The sequence below is a fragment of the Nostoc sp. genome (genome assembly GCF_036917755.1).
Taxonomy (GTDB): domain Bacteria; phylum Cyanobacteriota; class Cyanobacteriia; order Cyanobacteriales; family Nostocaceae; genus Nostoc.
Genome location: NZ_JBALFC010000154.1, coordinates 51,945 through 67,808 on the forward strand (window position 1 = coordinate 51,945; position 15,864 = coordinate 67,808).

The 15,864-nt window shown below is 42.3% G+C and carries 11 protein-coding genes; 3 read left to right on the forward strand and 8 right to left on the reverse strand.

Going from position 1 to position 15,864, the window contains the following annotated elements; all coding sequences use genetic code 11:
• Positions 1–122 precede the first annotated feature (122 nt).
• Entirely contained in the window at positions 123–1,490 is a 1,368-nt protein-coding gene (locus tag V7L05_RS32560; protein ID WP_335170448.1) for an NAD-dependent succinate-semialdehyde dehydrogenase, read from the reverse strand.
• A gap of 233 nt (positions 1,491–1,723) precedes the next feature.
• On the opposite strand from V7L05_RS32560, the gene V7L05_RS32565 reads away from it, so the two are divergent.
• Positions 1,724–2,347 (forward strand): Uma2 family endonuclease, encoded by a 624-nt coding sequence (locus V7L05_RS32565; RefSeq protein ID WP_335170413.1) that lies wholly within the window; start codon positions 1,724–1,726, stop codon positions 2,345–2,347.
• Positions 2,348–2,372: 25 nt separating this feature from the next.
• Here V7L05_RS32565 and V7L05_RS32570 read toward each other — a convergent pair whose 3' ends face one another.
• The 5 genes from V7L05_RS32570 to V7L05_RS32590 all read right to left on the reverse strand — a co-directional run bounded on the left by V7L05_RS32570 (position 2,373) and on the right by V7L05_RS32590 (position 8,043).
• Positions 2,373–4,022: an adenylate/guanylate cyclase domain-containing protein gene (locus V7L05_RS32570; protein ID WP_335170414.1), complete on the reverse strand. Its 1,650-nt coding sequence runs from the start codon at positions 4,020–4,022 to the stop codon at positions 2,373–2,375.
• A 401-nt stretch (positions 4,023–4,423) separates the two neighbouring features.
• Complete coding sequence (locus V7L05_RS32575) at positions 4,424–5,044, reverse strand: Uma2 family endonuclease (protein ID WP_335170415.1); 621 nt, start codon at positions 5,042–5,044, stop codon at positions 4,424–4,426.
• A gap of 114 nt (positions 5,045–5,158) precedes the next feature.
• Positions 5,159–6,040, reverse strand: coding sequence for a ribosome biogenesis GTPase YlqF (gene ylqF / locus V7L05_RS32580; RefSeq protein WP_292801582.1), 882 nt, complete (start codon positions 6,038–6,040; stop codon positions 5,159–5,161).
• 31 nt (positions 6,041–6,071) lie between these two features.
• Positions 6,072–6,482: a VOC family protein gene (locus tag V7L05_RS32585; protein WP_335170416.1), complete on the reverse strand. Its 411-nt coding sequence runs from the start codon at positions 6,480–6,482 to the stop codon at positions 6,072–6,074.
• Between the two features lie 169 nt (positions 6,483–6,651).
• A complete protein-coding gene (locus tag V7L05_RS32590; RefSeq protein ID WP_335170417.1) occupies positions 6,652–8,043 on the reverse strand; it encodes a DUF2079 domain-containing protein in 1,392 nt (463 codons plus the stop codon).
• A gap of 241 nt (positions 8,044–8,284) precedes the next feature.
• On the opposite strand from V7L05_RS32590, the gene V7L05_RS32595 reads away from it, so the two are divergent.
• Positions 8,285–9,847, forward strand: a complete 1,563-nt coding sequence (locus V7L05_RS32595; RefSeq protein WP_335170418.1) for an ArnT family glycosyltransferase — start codon at positions 8,285–8,287, stop codon at positions 9,845–9,847.
• Positions 9,848–10,249: 402 nt separating this feature from the next.
• On the opposite strand, the gene V7L05_RS32600 is transcribed toward V7L05_RS32595, so the two are convergent.
• Together V7L05_RS32600 and V7L05_RS32605 are read right to left on the reverse strand one after the other, a co-directional pair.
• Positions 10,250–12,181 (reverse strand): DMT family transporter, encoded by a 1,932-nt coding sequence (locus V7L05_RS32600; protein ID WP_335170419.1) that lies wholly within the window; start codon positions 12,179–12,181, stop codon positions 10,250–10,252.
• Between the two features lie 589 nt (positions 12,182–12,770).
• Complete coding sequence (locus V7L05_RS32605) at positions 12,771–14,078, reverse strand: mannosyltransferase family protein (RefSeq protein WP_335170421.1); 1,308 nt, start codon at positions 14,076–14,078, stop codon at positions 12,771–12,773.
• Between the two features lie 448 nt (positions 14,079–14,526).
• Between V7L05_RS32605 and dxr the strand changes: the two genes are divergently transcribed.
• Positions 14,527–15,723: a 1-deoxy-D-xylulose-5-phosphate reductoisomerase gene (gene dxr, locus V7L05_RS32610; protein ID WP_335170422.1), complete on the forward strand. Its 1,197-nt coding sequence runs from the start codon at positions 14,527–14,529 to the stop codon at positions 15,721–15,723.
• Positions 15,724–15,864: the final 141 nt, after the last annotated feature.

Genomic DNA, 15,864 nt, shown 5'->3' on the forward strand with positions numbered 1-15,864 from the left:
AATGGGCATTGGGCATTGGGCATTGGGCATTGGTAATTAAGTTTCTTCTCCATTACCTATCCTCTATCCCCTATTCCCTATTCCCTATTCCCCATGCCCCATGACCCATGCCCTACCCATAATCATTTAACCCACACGGTTTTAACGTTGACAAACTCATGTATACCTTGGATACTCAATTCTCTGCCATATCCAGAACGCTTGATGCCACCAAAGGGCAAACTGGGATCTGATTTGACCATACCGTTGATAAACACGGCACCTGCTTCGATTTCCTCAACCAAGCGATCGCATTCTTGGTCGTTGGTTGTCCAAGCACTTGCACCTAAGCCAAAGGGTGAGTGATTAGCGAGTTTAATGGCAGCATCGATATCTGGAACCCGGAATAACAAGGCTACCGGGCCAAAAAATTCTTCTTTGGCAATTGGTGTGTCAGGTGGGATATCTATGATAATCGTTGGCGGATAAAAGTTCCCTGGACGATCTGATAAAGGATGTCCACCGGTGAGGACTTTACCACCACTGCTGATGGCGTTTTGCACTTGTTGATCTAAATCCTGGAGAATACCAGGAGTTGCCAGTGGGCCTAAATCGGTATCTGGTTGCATGGGATCGCCTACTTTCAGCGCCTGGAATTTTTCTAAAAGCAATTTTTCAAATTTGTCTGCGATCGCATCTGCGATAATAAAACGTTTGGCTGCAATACATGATTGCCCGTTATTCAACATCCGCGCTGTAGTAGCTGTGACAACTGCTGTCTCTAAATCAGCACTTGCTAACACAATAAATGGATCACTTCCTCCCAATTCCAAAACGGTTTTTTTAATTTGTTTACCGGCGGCGGCGGCGAGGGATGCGCCTGCGGGTTCACTTCCGGTCAATGTGGCAGCTTTTACGCGGTCATCAGCCATTAAATCGGCAACTTTAGCAGCGCCGATTAATAGAGTTTGAAAAGCACCTTCAGGAAAACCGGCGCGTCGGATAATCTCTTCAATTGCCAAGGCGCACTGCGGCACGTTGGAAGCGTGTTTGAGTAAGCCGACATTTCCCGCCATTAGTGCTGGTGCGGCAAAGCGGAACACTTGCCAGAAGGGGAAATTCCACGGCATCACCGCCAGAATTGCACCCATTGGTTGGTAGCGAACAAAACTATGGCTAGCATCGGTTTTTACAGGAACATCAGCTAGGAAACTAGGGGCGTGTTCGGCATAATAGCGACAAACGACGGCGCATTTTTCGACTTCAGCGATCGCAGCTTTCAAAGGCTTACCCATTTCTAGAGTCATCAACTTAGCAAATTCTGCTTTATCTTGCTCTAAAATATCAGCAGCCTTTTGTAGCCAGTGCGATCGCGTCAAAAAACTAGTCTGACGGTACTGTTCAAAAGTCTGATTAGCCAAATCGAGTTTAGCGGTAATTTCTGCATCATTGAGCGCCTCAAAGGTTTTAAAAGTTTCCCCAGTGGCGGGATTAATGCTGGCGATCGCCATTACCTGACCTCCCGTTAAAAAATAGCTTGAAGTAGGCTTCCTAATGTTATACATATAAATTGAGGAAGCTACCACCCAAATTCTAGTCTTTTAGCCAATAATTAGCTGCTGAATATTACAATTTCGCAATTATTGTTGAAACAAAAGATACCAATCGATAAGTATTAATAGTGATGAATTGAATTCAATCAGTGGGGCATTCAGATCCATGCAAGCCATAGAGGAATTAAGCCATGACTCAAGTTTTACGCAAACTAGTTACATTTGATGAATTCGTTGCTAAATATCCAGATAATACTCTTAAACGTTACGAACTATATGATGGAGTAGTAGTAGAAATGCCCCAACCAACAGGCGACCATGAAGAGGTGATTGGATTTTTAGCCACAAAAATCACTTTAGAATATAGTCGCTTAAATCTTCGTTATTTCATCCCCAAAACAGTATTCGTCAAACCAGTTGAGAACGAATCTGCTTATTCCCCAGATGTCCTGATACTAAATCAGCCTAATTTAGTTAATGAACCTCGGTGGAAAAAAGAATCAACTGTTACTCAAGCAGCATCAATTCCTTTAGTAATTGAAGTGGTAAGTACAAACTGGCGTGATGATTATCTGAAAAAATACGCTGATTATGAACAAATGGGAATTCCTGAATACTGGATTATTGATTATGCTGCATTGGGCGGTAGGGAATTTATTGGCAAGCCCAAACAACCTACTATTTTAGTTTGCTGTTTAGAAGAAGGTGAGTATCGCGTTAGTAAATTTCGAGGAGATGACCGTATCCAGTCGCCAACTTTTCCACAGTTGGATTTGACCACAGAGCAAATTTTTCGCGCTGGCATAGTCAGCTAATTTTAGATTGCCCAATGACTAAATACTAATTGAATGGACTAATAATTGTTGGCATTTGGTGCAATTGTGTCTTATGAACCTTAACTAATCGCTCAATACCTTTGAAACGATAATCTCCCATTTCCTCAAAGTCGGAGGGGTGTGAAAGCATTTGATGGGTGACTTCACTAATCACGCATTCACCAGGAGGACAAACTGCTTCCATGCGAGCTGCAAGATTAATCGTCGCGCCTAATGCCGTATAATCTACCCTTTGGGAACTACCGACATCTCCCACAACAGCCTTACCGCTATTAATTGCAATACGCAATTGTAGGGGTTCTTGCCAAAAATCATTGGCATTAAGATGTTCGAGACGATAAAGCATTCCCTTGGCAGCACTAACAGCGCGATCGGCGTGATCTGGTTGCGGTTCTGGAGCGCCAAAAAATGCCATAATACAATCGCCAATATACTTATCTAAAGTGCCGCCGTAACCAAACACTTCTTTTAGCATTTCTTCAAATAAATTATTTAATAGTTGAGCGATCGCAGTTGGTGTTAACCGTTCAGAAATTGCCGTAAAGCCAACCAAATCCGCAAACAAAATACTGATTTCGCTCTCGGCGGGAGCTAAACGACCACCCGGTAATCCGCCTACAGATATTAACTGCTGTACGACTGCTGGAGAATGATAACGTTCTAGTCGGTGACGAATCATCTCTTCAGTTTTGAGTTTCTCTACCAGTAGCCAACGCTGCACACTAGAAGCCACAAGGTTTGCTAAAGCTGAAAAAAAGCTGAGTTCTTCTTCGCCTTCATTTGCCCAATGGTAAGAAGAAAGATTGGCATCGGCATACAGTACGCCTACAACTTTATTTTCATCCCATAAAGGCACCGCCATCGCGCTACGAATGCCTTTGACTAAAATACTCTGTTCACTAGCAAACCGTTCATCTTGATGAGTATCAGCAGTTTGAATCACAACTTTCTCGTCAAATACCTTTTGACAGATACTATGACTAATCCAACTACCATCAGAGGGGAGATGTTTCTGTTGAGAAACGTTTCTAGTGGCAGCATTCACTAACTCTAACTGGCCGGAACCATTGACATCAATTAATAATGCCAAGCGTTCGATACTATCAAGGTAACGAAAAACGACTTGCTGCACCTGAGAAAAAATCTCTTCTATAGACGCCGCCGCACAAAGATTTTTGGCTATGTCTACTAAATCTTTGAGACGAGCAATGGTTTTGTCCTTATTATTATTGATGTCGCCATTTTTGCTATCAGCTGCGATCCATTGCTGTTGTAATTGTTCGACATTATGAAGGATTGTTCTTTGCTCATTAATGTCCGAAGTTCCAAGATACTCAGGTGTCGATTGGGGAACAGGGCTTGTGAGCAGCACTACCAAGCTAACATTGCCCAGCCAAAGTACATCACCGTGATGTAACTCTTGGGCACCGTTAACAAGATATTTATTAACTTGGGTGCCGTTTTTGCTGCCCATATCCTCAATAGTCCACACACCGTCAGCCGTTTTTACTAGGCGAGCATGGTTGCGGGATACTCCAGTAAAAGGTAAGTACAAGTTACATTCCGGCAAACGACCAATTGTAAATACATTTTGGTCAATTGCGATCGTTCTCTCGGTATCTCCCTCTTGTAGGCGTAGTGTCAGTTCAGTCATGAGTGTGATAAATCCATCGAAGCTATAGGTGCAGGCAACTCTAAGTTAAGTTATACCCTACAGGTTAACCTTCACCTTGTCTTTATGACACTCTTAACTGCATTCCGACAACTGTACGTGACAAATATTACATTCTGTAACGGAATTTTAGATTTTAAATTTTGGATTTTGGTGAAGCAGTGCGTTTTTCTCCCAAGGGGAGACGCTAAAATCCTTTGTCAATTCATTGAGTTGTGATTCTTCATTATCAGAGAATCCTGACCATACTGATTTTCTAATAAGTTTAGATGCTTTTGAATCATGGTTCACATTAACAGTATTACAAGATGCCTGAAGACATTTAGAATGGACAGAATTTTCTGGAATTTTTCAAAATGATTCTCCTGCTTGCGAGGTTGCCACTATCCGGGGTATCCACCAGCTTGAAAAATCTGTTCGGCGGTTAAATTCAATTCGATGAAAGTAGGTGAGAGGATGCGATCGCTGCCTCTAAATTGAGTAACTTCGTATTCACCATCGATTAATTGATAAATAGATATAGTCGGCTGTTTGGGGTTGCCAGTGAACTTTTTAGCGCCTAGACCAAGATAATCTACAACCCAATATTCAGGAATTCCAATACCCTCATACTTACCCTGTTTTGTGTAGTAATCATCATCCCAGTTGGTACTAACTACTTCCACTACTAAGGGGATTGACTCTGCAAGGCTTACAGTTGATTCTTTTTTCCATAGTGGCTCATTCACTAAATTAGGGCGATTGAGTAATAGTACATCTGGAGAATAACCAGATTCCGACTTAGTTGGTTTAATGAGCGCAGTTTTGGGGATTGTATAAGGTAAATTTAATCGGTCAAATTTTACTGTTAGTTTTCTTGCTATAAAACCAACAACGTCTTCATGCTCTCCCGTTGGTTGTGCCATTTCAACAATCACGCCTTCATGTAATTCATATCTTCCACCTTCGGGTCGCCACGCTGCAAAATCTTCAAAGGTTACTAGTTTGGGTATGGCTTGAGTCATAAATTGTCTACCTGGGATTGCTCTTTTCAATCTAAAATCGTTCGACTGAGCGAACGCGAACAGCGTCTCGGAGCGAAGTCGAAGTCTAAAATCCTTGCATTGTGTCACCCTAACTTAATTGGGCGGCAATTCCAAACTAAGTTCACCCAACAACCCCTTGCGAAAATCTGTTAAAAGTTGCCTTGCAGCTCGCTCTATATCACCTTTGTAACGATGCTCCGCTAAGGCGTGTAAATAGATATCTCCGGTGTCTGATATCGAATCGAGTTGGTAGCGGGACTGTAATGGTTTTTTCGGTAACAAATCTGCGGCTACAGCTTCTAAATAGTTGAGTAAATCCACTAGGGCTGCTGCTACTAGCTGATTATCGTAAGATGCTTCGCCGATATCATCACAAATCGCTAATTTCAATGCAGCGTCTTGGTCTTCCAATCTTACAGGGATGACACCAGGAGCATCTAGCAATTCCAAATGTTCGGAAATTCGCACCCAGCGTAGTTGGCGAGTTACCCCAGGACGGGCTGCACTTTCCACTACTCGACGTCCCAACAGGCGGTTAATCAAAGCTGATTTACCGACATTGGGAAAACCAATCACCACAGCCCGGACTGGACGGGGTAACATCCCGCGATCGCTTCTTCTTTGATTGAGTTCTACCCCGGCGGCTTGCGCTGCCCGCGCCACTTCTGCTATACCTTTACCATGTTGAGCGTTGGTAAAATAAGGGACTTCTCCCTGACGTTTAAACCAATCTATCCACAGCGATCGCATTTGCGGCGTAATCATATCTACTCGGTTAAGTATCAACACCCGTGTCTTACCCTCTACCCACTCCCCGATTTGGGGATGGTGAGTCGCTAAGGGAATCCGGGCGTCTCGTACCTCAAACACCACATCTACGCGCTTCAGCTGTTCTTTGAGCTTCCTTTCAGCCTTCGCAATGTGACCTGGATACCATTGAATCAGGTTTAATCTATAATTTTGAGTTATGGCCATAGTCAATTACCAAATAAATTATTATCACTTATCAATTATCATTCACTATGGCTTGATGTAAAATCAGGCGGTTGCCATCAGGGTCATAGGCATAAATTTCTTTGCCGTGGTCAGCAATGGAAATGTTTCCTGGCGGGGGATAGCCCAAAGCGGTTAGGTGAGCGATCGCATCTTCTAAGTTACTCACCTCTAAACACAAACTTATCTTACTTTTGCTGTAGACACAAAGGGGCTTGTCGTTAGATGTCGCTTCAAATTCAGATTCGTTTGTGTTCTTTGGTTTAAAAATACCTAATCGCATACTAACCAAATTAAACTCAGCATAGACATTTGGAATTAAAATAACTGGCTTTTGCTCCAGCAATTTAGTATAGAAATTCACTAACTTCTCGTAATTAACCGATGCTATGGTGACAAATGCGTTAGTGTACTGGAAAACCATATTTACGTATCGTCTTTTGAACTGCGTTATCGCCGAACTTGAGAAGTTGCTAGAAGAAAAACAAAATGCGTAGGCGTAGCCCATCGTAGACATCGCATCTTGTCTTCTGGCTGAACTGGAACGAGAAAAAGTTAAAAAATGTGCAAAAAAATTATTTTAAAAGAGATAATCAGGCCACTTTGACAAACAAATACACCTGATCGCGCTGATATTTCAACTTAAATTCTTGATTCTTTTTCAGTTTATTGACCAAGCTAGCAGCAAACTCCTGACTATTTGACCGGCCAGGATGACGGACATTGAGTAATACATAATTAAAAGTATTTAAATCAGCAGGTGGGGAATCGCGATTTGTAAAGGTAATCAATTTTCGGTTGCTTAGATGCGGACAAATGTGGGCTGTAGTGTAAACACTTCCTTTAGTTTGAATCTGAGCGATCGCTTGTTTTGTAGCTTGCCAAGTATCTATAGATTCTAAGTATTGACCTGCAAAATCGGTAAATTTTGCCAGACTTAAAAACGCCACCAATGACCACAGGATAATCGCTCGTTTATTTTGTAGCCATCCCTTACCTGCGGCGAGGCTGGAAATGACAGCCAACAACAGGAATGGCATCGCTGGAATAGAGTACTGATATAACAAGTTTTTTTGAGGTGGGTAATCAGCTAGAATGTTGAGCGCCAAACAAGGAATAGCTCCTACCAAAGGTTTTATTCCTTGTGGAGAAAGCCCCCAAATCACAGGTGCTAGCAATAAAACTAAATATTCTAGGTTATCCAGTGAAAAAACCCTTCCCACAAGCAGTCCTGGCTTAAATACTATATTTTTTGCAATCTCTAGAACTGAATTACCTAAATAGCTGTAACGTGCCAATGCTGTTGCTTCTGCACTGTTGAAATAAGGAATAATTACCTGAGTAGCAATCAGAAACCAGGCGACACCAGCACCAAGAGCGATCGCACCATATAAACGCCGCTTTTCAAACAAAAGTAACCAAACTCCCATTCCTGCAACGGTGAGGGACAATACCTCCTTACATCCCAAAACCAGGAAAATACTTAAACAAAACCACCCTACATGACCTAACCGTGCTGCTAAAACCGCAGCCAAGAGTAGTGGTACAGCTATGACTTCTGGGTGAAAATCAAATAAATTGGCGTTAAAGACCAACGGATACAAGAGATACACAAATGCGATCACTATTGCTTGGTTTTCCTTCAGTCCAGCTTGACGGGCTAGATGCCAAGTCGGTAAAGCACCTAATGCCAAGGCAGCTGCCTGCACAGCAAATAACCAGTAAACACTGGGATATATTTTATAGAATAAAGCCAAGGGATAGAATATCCAAGTAGCATGATCGCCGAGAATATGAAAACCGATGAAAGAACTAATAGGCGGTTGCCCTTGACTAATTAAATAAACCACTTGGTCAAAAATTGCTAAGTCAAAAGCGTTTGATTGAAACAGCTCATATCGTAAGCTGCTGCACCCAAACAAAATTAAAGCACTCACGCCAATTATCCAACTAAGATAACCAAGCTGATTCAGTTTTTTTCTCATAAGCTGTTCCACATTTAAATTGCATGAACTGGGAGGGCAAGATGCCCACCCCATAAGAGTTATGTTTAATTTGGTTATGCAAATTAGATGTTTTTTAGCTTACCATCAAAAAAGTATCTATTGTGAGTATTTTAGAGACATAATTAGCAATATTATTCATTACCATAATCGGTCCTAAGTTTATCGCATAAATACTGTAAAGCTGAGTATAGCTTTGCTGGGGATCTCCTGGAGGTTTTAGATGATTATCCCGATTTTAGATATACGTCTATTCCGAGAAAAACAATGGTTATTTAGCCTACTAGTAATATCTCTAGTTCTATGGCTGATATTTTTGGGAAACTCCCCTTTGCGAGATTGGGATGAAGGTACTGTGGCACAGGTTGCCCGTGAAATTTGGCGTACTCCACTTGGTTCAATGCATTGGCTTTATCCCACCTTGGGAGGTGAACCTTATCATAATAAGCCACCCTTGATGCACTTGCTAATAGCTTGGAGTTACTCGATCGGAGGCGTGAATGAGTGGACAACACGTTTACCAGGTGCAGTATTAACTGCTTTGGGAGTGCCTTTGCTTTACTTGGTGGGATGTTTGCTTTTTAACCAAAGTTTACCAGCTTTGTTTGCCGCTTTAGTTTACCTGACGATGTTGCCTGTGGTGCGTCACGGACGGCTAGCAATGCTAGATGGTACAACTATTACCTTTTTCTTGCTGTTGTTGTTTTGTTTGCTAAAAGCACGTCAGAATCGTCGGTATGCTGTAGGTGTGGGATTTTGTCTAGGGTTAATCACTCTAACTAAAGGGATGATAGTTTTGCCGCTAGGAGCGATCGCTTGTTTATTCCTGATTGCAGATCGGCAGTTTGTTTTGTTAACAAGCCCCTATTTATTAGTGGGAATGTTTTTCGGAAATGCACCTGCGATCGCTTGGTTTGCTGCTCAATGGCAACATTATGGTAGTAATTTCTTCCAAGTGAATTTTCAAGCACAAACCTTTGAGCGCCTTACACAATCTGTTGAAGGTCATAGTGGACCTCCCTGGTACTATTTAATTGAGTTAATTAAGTATAGTTTTCCTTGGCTATTATTTTTACCAGGAGGTTTTTTTCTAGCTTGGAAAAAACGTCATACTACCTGGGGTCGCCTAATTATTATTGGCACAATTGTTTACTTAATAACTATCTCTTTAATGAGAACTAAACTCCCGTGGTATGTTATGCCTGTATATCCATTTTTAGCTTTGGCAATTGGTGTTAAACTTAGCGAAATTTGGCAATACGGTCATTTTAGGGTGCGAAGTTGGACAATATTTATGGCTATTATTGCTATTGCTGGTTTAGGAGGTTGTGTCTACTTTATTATTGCCAATAAAGAGCCTATTTTAATAGTCATGAGCATTGTTTTGGCAATAAGTATGGCCACCGCAGCATGGCTAATTAAACAACGCGATCGCAACTTTATTCCAGTGTTATTTTCTGGGATGTACTTAGTTTTAGCACTGTTAATGAGTTCGCAATCATGGATTTGGGAATTAAAAGAAGCTTTCCCAGTTAAACCAGTAGCAGACTTAATTCGGGCAAATGTTTCACCAGGAACCCAAATTTATACTTCTTTTGCTTATGGGCGTCCTAGTTTAGACTTTTACAGCGATTGCAAGGTAACTGCCGCAACTGTGCCAGTTTTACAACAAATGTTATCTAATAAATCTTATTTGCTGTTAGACAATGTGGCTTTACAGCAAATCAATTTAACTGGTAGTAAAATTATCGGAACAGCGAAAGGATTTACACTGATTTCACCATAAGTTAAAGATGTGGGAAATATTACTTTTTTCACCTTACAGCTATTTTCAGGTAAATAGGCCACGCAGTAGGGGCACAGCATTGCTCATTGGTGTCAACTTAAGCCAAAACCCTTTTCAAACCTCGTTTCCAGCCTCTTGCTGGAAATGCTCTTCAATTGCGGCTCTGCCGCAAGTCTTGAGGCGGAGCCTTCAATTAGGCATTCCCAGTCGGAGACTCTTAACGAGAAAAACTTGTTCTAGGTTGGTTTTCACCTTAAGTTGACACGCATGAGCATTGCTGTGCCCCTACGACAGATGTGGTTCAAATAGATGAAAACTGCTGTAATTAATTTATCAAAACAGAATAAAGGCCTCAGTCGTCAGAATTCAGCATGAATTTTGAATTCAAAAACGGTTATGGTGCTATGATCCTTCGTTCGTGACTTGAACAGTGGATTGACTAGATTGAGCTAGATAGATACCCACTAAAACTACGGCAAAAGTCAGCCAGTCAAACAAACCTACTTGTTCTGAAAAAATGAACCAAGCAAAAATGGAGGACAGGACTGGATTTAGGAGAAGGGTAACGGCGACAACGCCTGACGAGAGTCTGCTGAGGCTATAAGTTATAAGTCCCTGACCCAACACTTGGCAGAAGAGAGCTTGAAAAATGATGAAAAACCAACCCATCCAAGAATAGGGAAACAATCTCTCTTCAATGAATGGGAGGATGGGCAACAGAAATATTGTAGTCACTCCACAGCGCCAGAGCATTATGGTTGCGGTAGTAAATCGGGCTTGGAGTCGTTCTATCAGCAGCAGATACGTGGCGATAAAAATTGCACTGAGAAATGCTAGCGCATCACCAAGTATTTGGTCATTCGCAAATTGCATCTTATGAAATTCAAAAGCGATCGCTCCTAAAAGCGCCATAACCAGACCAATAATAAATCTATTATCAAAGCGCCGACCAAATAACAGATACCCAGCCGCAGCAACGAATAAGGGATTCAAATTAGACAGTAAAGCCACGTTAGCAACGCTAGTTTGACTCAGCGACCAAGCCCACAACAGCAGGGAAATCGTTGAAGCAGTTCCCATTGCTAACAATACCCACACCTCCTGTTTTGTAAAAGGCTTCTGTTCTATAGGTTGATGATCAGATTGTTGGCGGCGCAAAGCCTCAAGTCCATTCCACAGCCCAAAGACGACTGCGGCGATCCAACTGCGATGAAATCCGATGGCATTTGCACCGATTTCTTGTTCGCACAATTTTGCCAGAGATGGTGCCAAAGATAGGGGAATTAGGGCAAAAAATAATGAGACAGTTCCCAGGAAAGCTGGTGTTTCGGAGAATTGTTGCTTTAGTAATGACAGTTTGATCGTCATACTTTTAACGAAAGTGTTAACTATGCTTTTGACTGATTCCTGGAACGGGTAATTAACAGCACCTTGGCTAAATACGGCTAAGTATAAACCGATTAAAACTACAGTGAAACCTACCCAATTTGAGCCAGTTAATTTTTCCGAAAATATTATAAGAGCGAAAATGCCGCTAAATACTGGCTCTAACAGATGCACTAAGGAGACAACTACAGAGGAAAATCTGGCAAGGCTATAGGTCAAAAGCCCATGACCTAAAACTTGGCAGATCAGGGCTAGAGAAATCACCCAAAGCCACCCACTGACTGTAGAGGGGAAAACCTGATCTTCAGTGAACAAAAGTATGGGGAAGATGACTAGAGCCGCGATCACACAGATCCACAACTGGATTGTGACCGGAGAAAATTTGGTTCGTAATTTTTCTACGATCAGTAGGTATGCACTCAAGAAAATTGCCGAAACGATCGCAGCCAAGCTTCCTTGAACTTCATCTGTGGCGATTTGCAGTTCCTCAAATTCAATGGCGATCACTCCCCCAAGTGCGATCGCCATCCCAATCAGGAATTGGTTCTCAAAACCCTGACGAAATAATAGCCACACTCCTAAGCTAGTAGATATGGGAGCAAGATTATGTAAGACACTAGAGATCGCGACGCTAGTTTCAGTCAGCGACCAAGCCAAAAAGACTAAAGTAGCAGCCCAAAAAATACCGCCACCAAGCAATAGCCACAGATCCTGACTGGTGTACGGCTGCTGTTCTAGAGGTTTCTCTAAGGAAAGTCGTTGACATATCGCCTTGTATCCATACCAGAGCAAAAAGACCACACTACCAAGCCAAAGGCGATTAAATACAGTGGCATTCGGGCTGAGTTCAGTTTCGCTCAATCTCACGAAAATAGAGCCAAAAGATATAGCACCTACACCTAGAAATAATAAAGCAAGGGCTATCTTCGTTTGATTGGATACATTCATTAGGAAATTTAACGTGTCGCGGAAGTCCCCACCTTCAATGTACTCATAAGGTGGGGATTGTGAGCGGGGGGAGAGTAGGGCATAGGCGTATTGTTTTTTTGCCTCAGCAAAAACAAATACGCTTATGGATGAGGAATCCTGCTTGTTTTTCTGATAGAATTATATCGTCTTGACCATCAATGCCATAAGCGAAAACCATTAGCTTTCAGGTATATGTTGCAAGAGAAAGATTTGGGTCTTGGGAACCAGGACTCCTGACAAGAGGAGGGAATGTCAGACTTTCTAGTACTACGGAGTTCTGGAGGCTATTCCCGATGAATTGGAAAGCTCCGTCCGTCTTACGGCGGAGTAGTTCACATTCAACTTCTTACCAATAAGGGATTTCCAAAGAATAAATTACTCAACAAAAATCAAGAGTTCACGCTTAAAAATAATGATCATAATTGTCAGTGGAAAGACCCGGATTTCTCACTTCTATTCTCAAAGCCAAGTATAAAGCCTGTTTTACTCCTGAATTCTGACTTCTGACTCCTGAATTCTGAATTCTGACTCCTGAATTCTGAATTCTGCTGTATATGGGTCAAACCCTCTAACCAACCCAGCGCTCTTGGGCAAATCCTACAGCTATTTTGGCTAGTAATGTCACAAAAGCGCCCAATATTAGATATCCCTGACGAGGATGGCGAGATAGCAGCAAACCAATGGCTATATTCAAAGGCACAATACCGTAGGCGAGACGGCTCAAGGAGATGGTACCTCCAGAGGCTAGCAGCAAACCAATACCACAAAAGCCATAAATAACTGTAACTGGGGTCAGTTGCGTGTGTAAGCGCCACAACATATAGCCACCACCTAAGACCATGAACAAGTTGAGCAAGTTATTGATCCACTGTTCGCTGGCCAGAATCAACAAAAATAAGACTAAAGCATAAAAGCCATAGAATAATTTTACAGAACTAAAACGTTGACGGAAACGCCATAAAAGATAGCCACTGGCAACGATCGCACCAAGCAACAAGAGATACCAGGGGTCTTGAATCCCGCCAGAGGAGTTTTGAACCCAACCATATTGCCAATTTTTCCTGCCAACTGCAATTTGCATCAGCATATTTAACCAACCCTGCCAATCAAACCCTAGAGTTGGTCGCCATCCCCGTTGTGCTTCGATAAAAGCTAAAGGGTTGCCAAAATAAATCGCACAATACAAACTGAATAGAAGTATGCCAATAGCGGTAGTCAAACCAGCTATATAGGCTATGGGTGGTCGGCGTTCTTTCCATGCTGCGATCGCTAATGCTGGAATTAGTGCCATCCCTGTAGGACGTGTTGCTGTTGCCATCGCGCCCCAAAGGGCAGTCCAGCCATACTGTTTTTGATCAAATGCCCGCAAAGTCGCCGTACTCAAAAACAAATACAGCCCTTCTGTGTAAACCACCCCTGTAAACATGGACGATGGATAGCAGGAAACCACAGCAGTCACCCAATGCGCTGCACTAATGCCATAATTCTCTTTGATCCAAAAATACAAACAGCAAAGCGCGGCAAAAAATGCCACGTTGTTTACCAACGTACCTGCTAATTCAAACGGTAAGCCCAACTTCATCAAAACCCAGATGCTTAAGGGAAATAGGGGAAAGAAGGCGAGATTATGTTGCTTGCCGTCATTCACAAATTCATAGCCGGAAGTTGCGATCGCTCGATAATGTATACTATCCCAGGCATCAAAAACGCCCCAGCCAAAAGGGGGCAAAAAATCTTCTGCTGGTAACGGTAGCTTTGGCGCAACCAGCAACATGGCAGTCCAGATGAATATTCGGCTGGCAAGCCATATTGCTGCTGGAAACAGGAAATCATTTTTGCATAAAACTTTTTTTATAACTATCTGAACTTTGACCATAAGGTTGAGTGCTTCAACAAACTCCTTTATGCATCCTTTCACCTATGGCTGCAACACAGCAATTTATGAGTAATATTTTGCATATTAAATCCTCCACCAAAATAATTAACAAACTGGACAAATTGGCAACTACTTGAAATTATTTCCTATTTGGTTACTTTTGCCAATTCTTTCGGAATTTATGTTTTAAAATGTAGTATTTATAAATACAAATTTTGTCTAGTTATATGAAAATTAAGCAACTTTAGTACTTTATGGCTAGGAGTCTATCGAGTTTAAATTAACGGATTGGGGCTGGTGCAGGGACGAGGACAAGAAGATATGGAGACACGGAGGAGGACAATTTCTTTCTCCCCCTCCACGTCAATGTATCGATTATAGTGATTGCTGTGATTAAAGAGTCCCAAGCAATTTATAGTAGGAGTTGTCTGTAAATCCTTAAGCAATTGTGAAAGCGATTACTCTCGTTGGTTCTACTGGTTCTATTGGTACTCAGACTTTAGATATTGTCACTCAGTACCCAGATCAGTTTCGGATTGTGGGATTGGCAGCTGGGCGCAATGTCGAAATGTTCGCTGCTCAAATTCGGCAGTTTCGACCGCAAATAGCAGCAATTTGTTCAGAAGAGAAATTACCAGCACTTAAAGAAGCTATCATTGACCTCGATCCTCAACCGATTCTACTGGCAGGTGATGCCGGAGTGATAGAAGTCGCTCGTTACGGCGATGCTCAAACCGTTGTCACTGGTATCGTTGGTTGTGCTGGCTTGCTACCCACGATCGCAGCTATTGAAGCTGGTAAAGATATTGCCTTAGCGAACAAAGAAACCCTGATTGCTGGGGCGCCTGTGGTTCTACCCCTAGTCGAAAAACATGGTGTAAAATTACTCCCAGCCGATTCCGAACATTCCGCAATATTTCAATGCCTCCAAGGTGTGCCAAAGGGAGGCTTACGGAAAATTTTGCTCACTGCATCTGGTGGGGCTTTCCGAGACTGGGATGTAGAAAAGTTAGCAGATGTCACCGTTGCTGACGCCTTGAAGCATCCTAATTGGTCGATGGGGCGTAAAATCACTGTAGACTCTGCTACTTTGATGAATAAAGGACTGGAAGTAATTGAGGCTCACTTTCTGTTTGGGTTGGATTATGACAATATCGAAATTGTCATTCATCCTCAGAGCATTATTCACTCGCTGATTGAACTGCAAGATACTTCAGTTTTAGCCCAACTCGGTTGGCCGGATATGCGCTTACCCTTGCTGTATGCTTTATCTTGGCCCGATCGCATTTACACTAACTGGGAACGACTAGATTTAGTCAAAGCTGGAAATTTAACCTTCCGTGAACCAGATCACCAGAAGTATCCTTGTATGCAGTTGGCTTATGCTGTGGGTAAGGCTGGTGGTTCGATGCCAGCTGTGTTGAATGCCGCCAATGAGCAAGTTGTGGCTTTATTTTTAGCAGAAAAAATTCGGTTTTTAGATATTCCCCGGTGTATCGAATCGGTGTGCGATCGCCATCAAAATGATCACCGTGCTAATCCCTCTTTAGATGACATTTTGGCAGCAGATAAATGGGCAAGACAAGAAGTTTTAACAGCGACTGAAAACTTAGAAACTCACGCGCGGATAATTTCTCTGCGATAAAAACCTTCACTCAGATACCCAAAAGGCAGATTTTCTGGCTCTTGATCAATTCTTGTTTAGCCTTCAGCTTAATGCTGAAGGCTAAGGGTTAAATTCAGTTGCGGTAATTAGTGCAAGAAAAGCTATCTCAAGGGAGTGCCC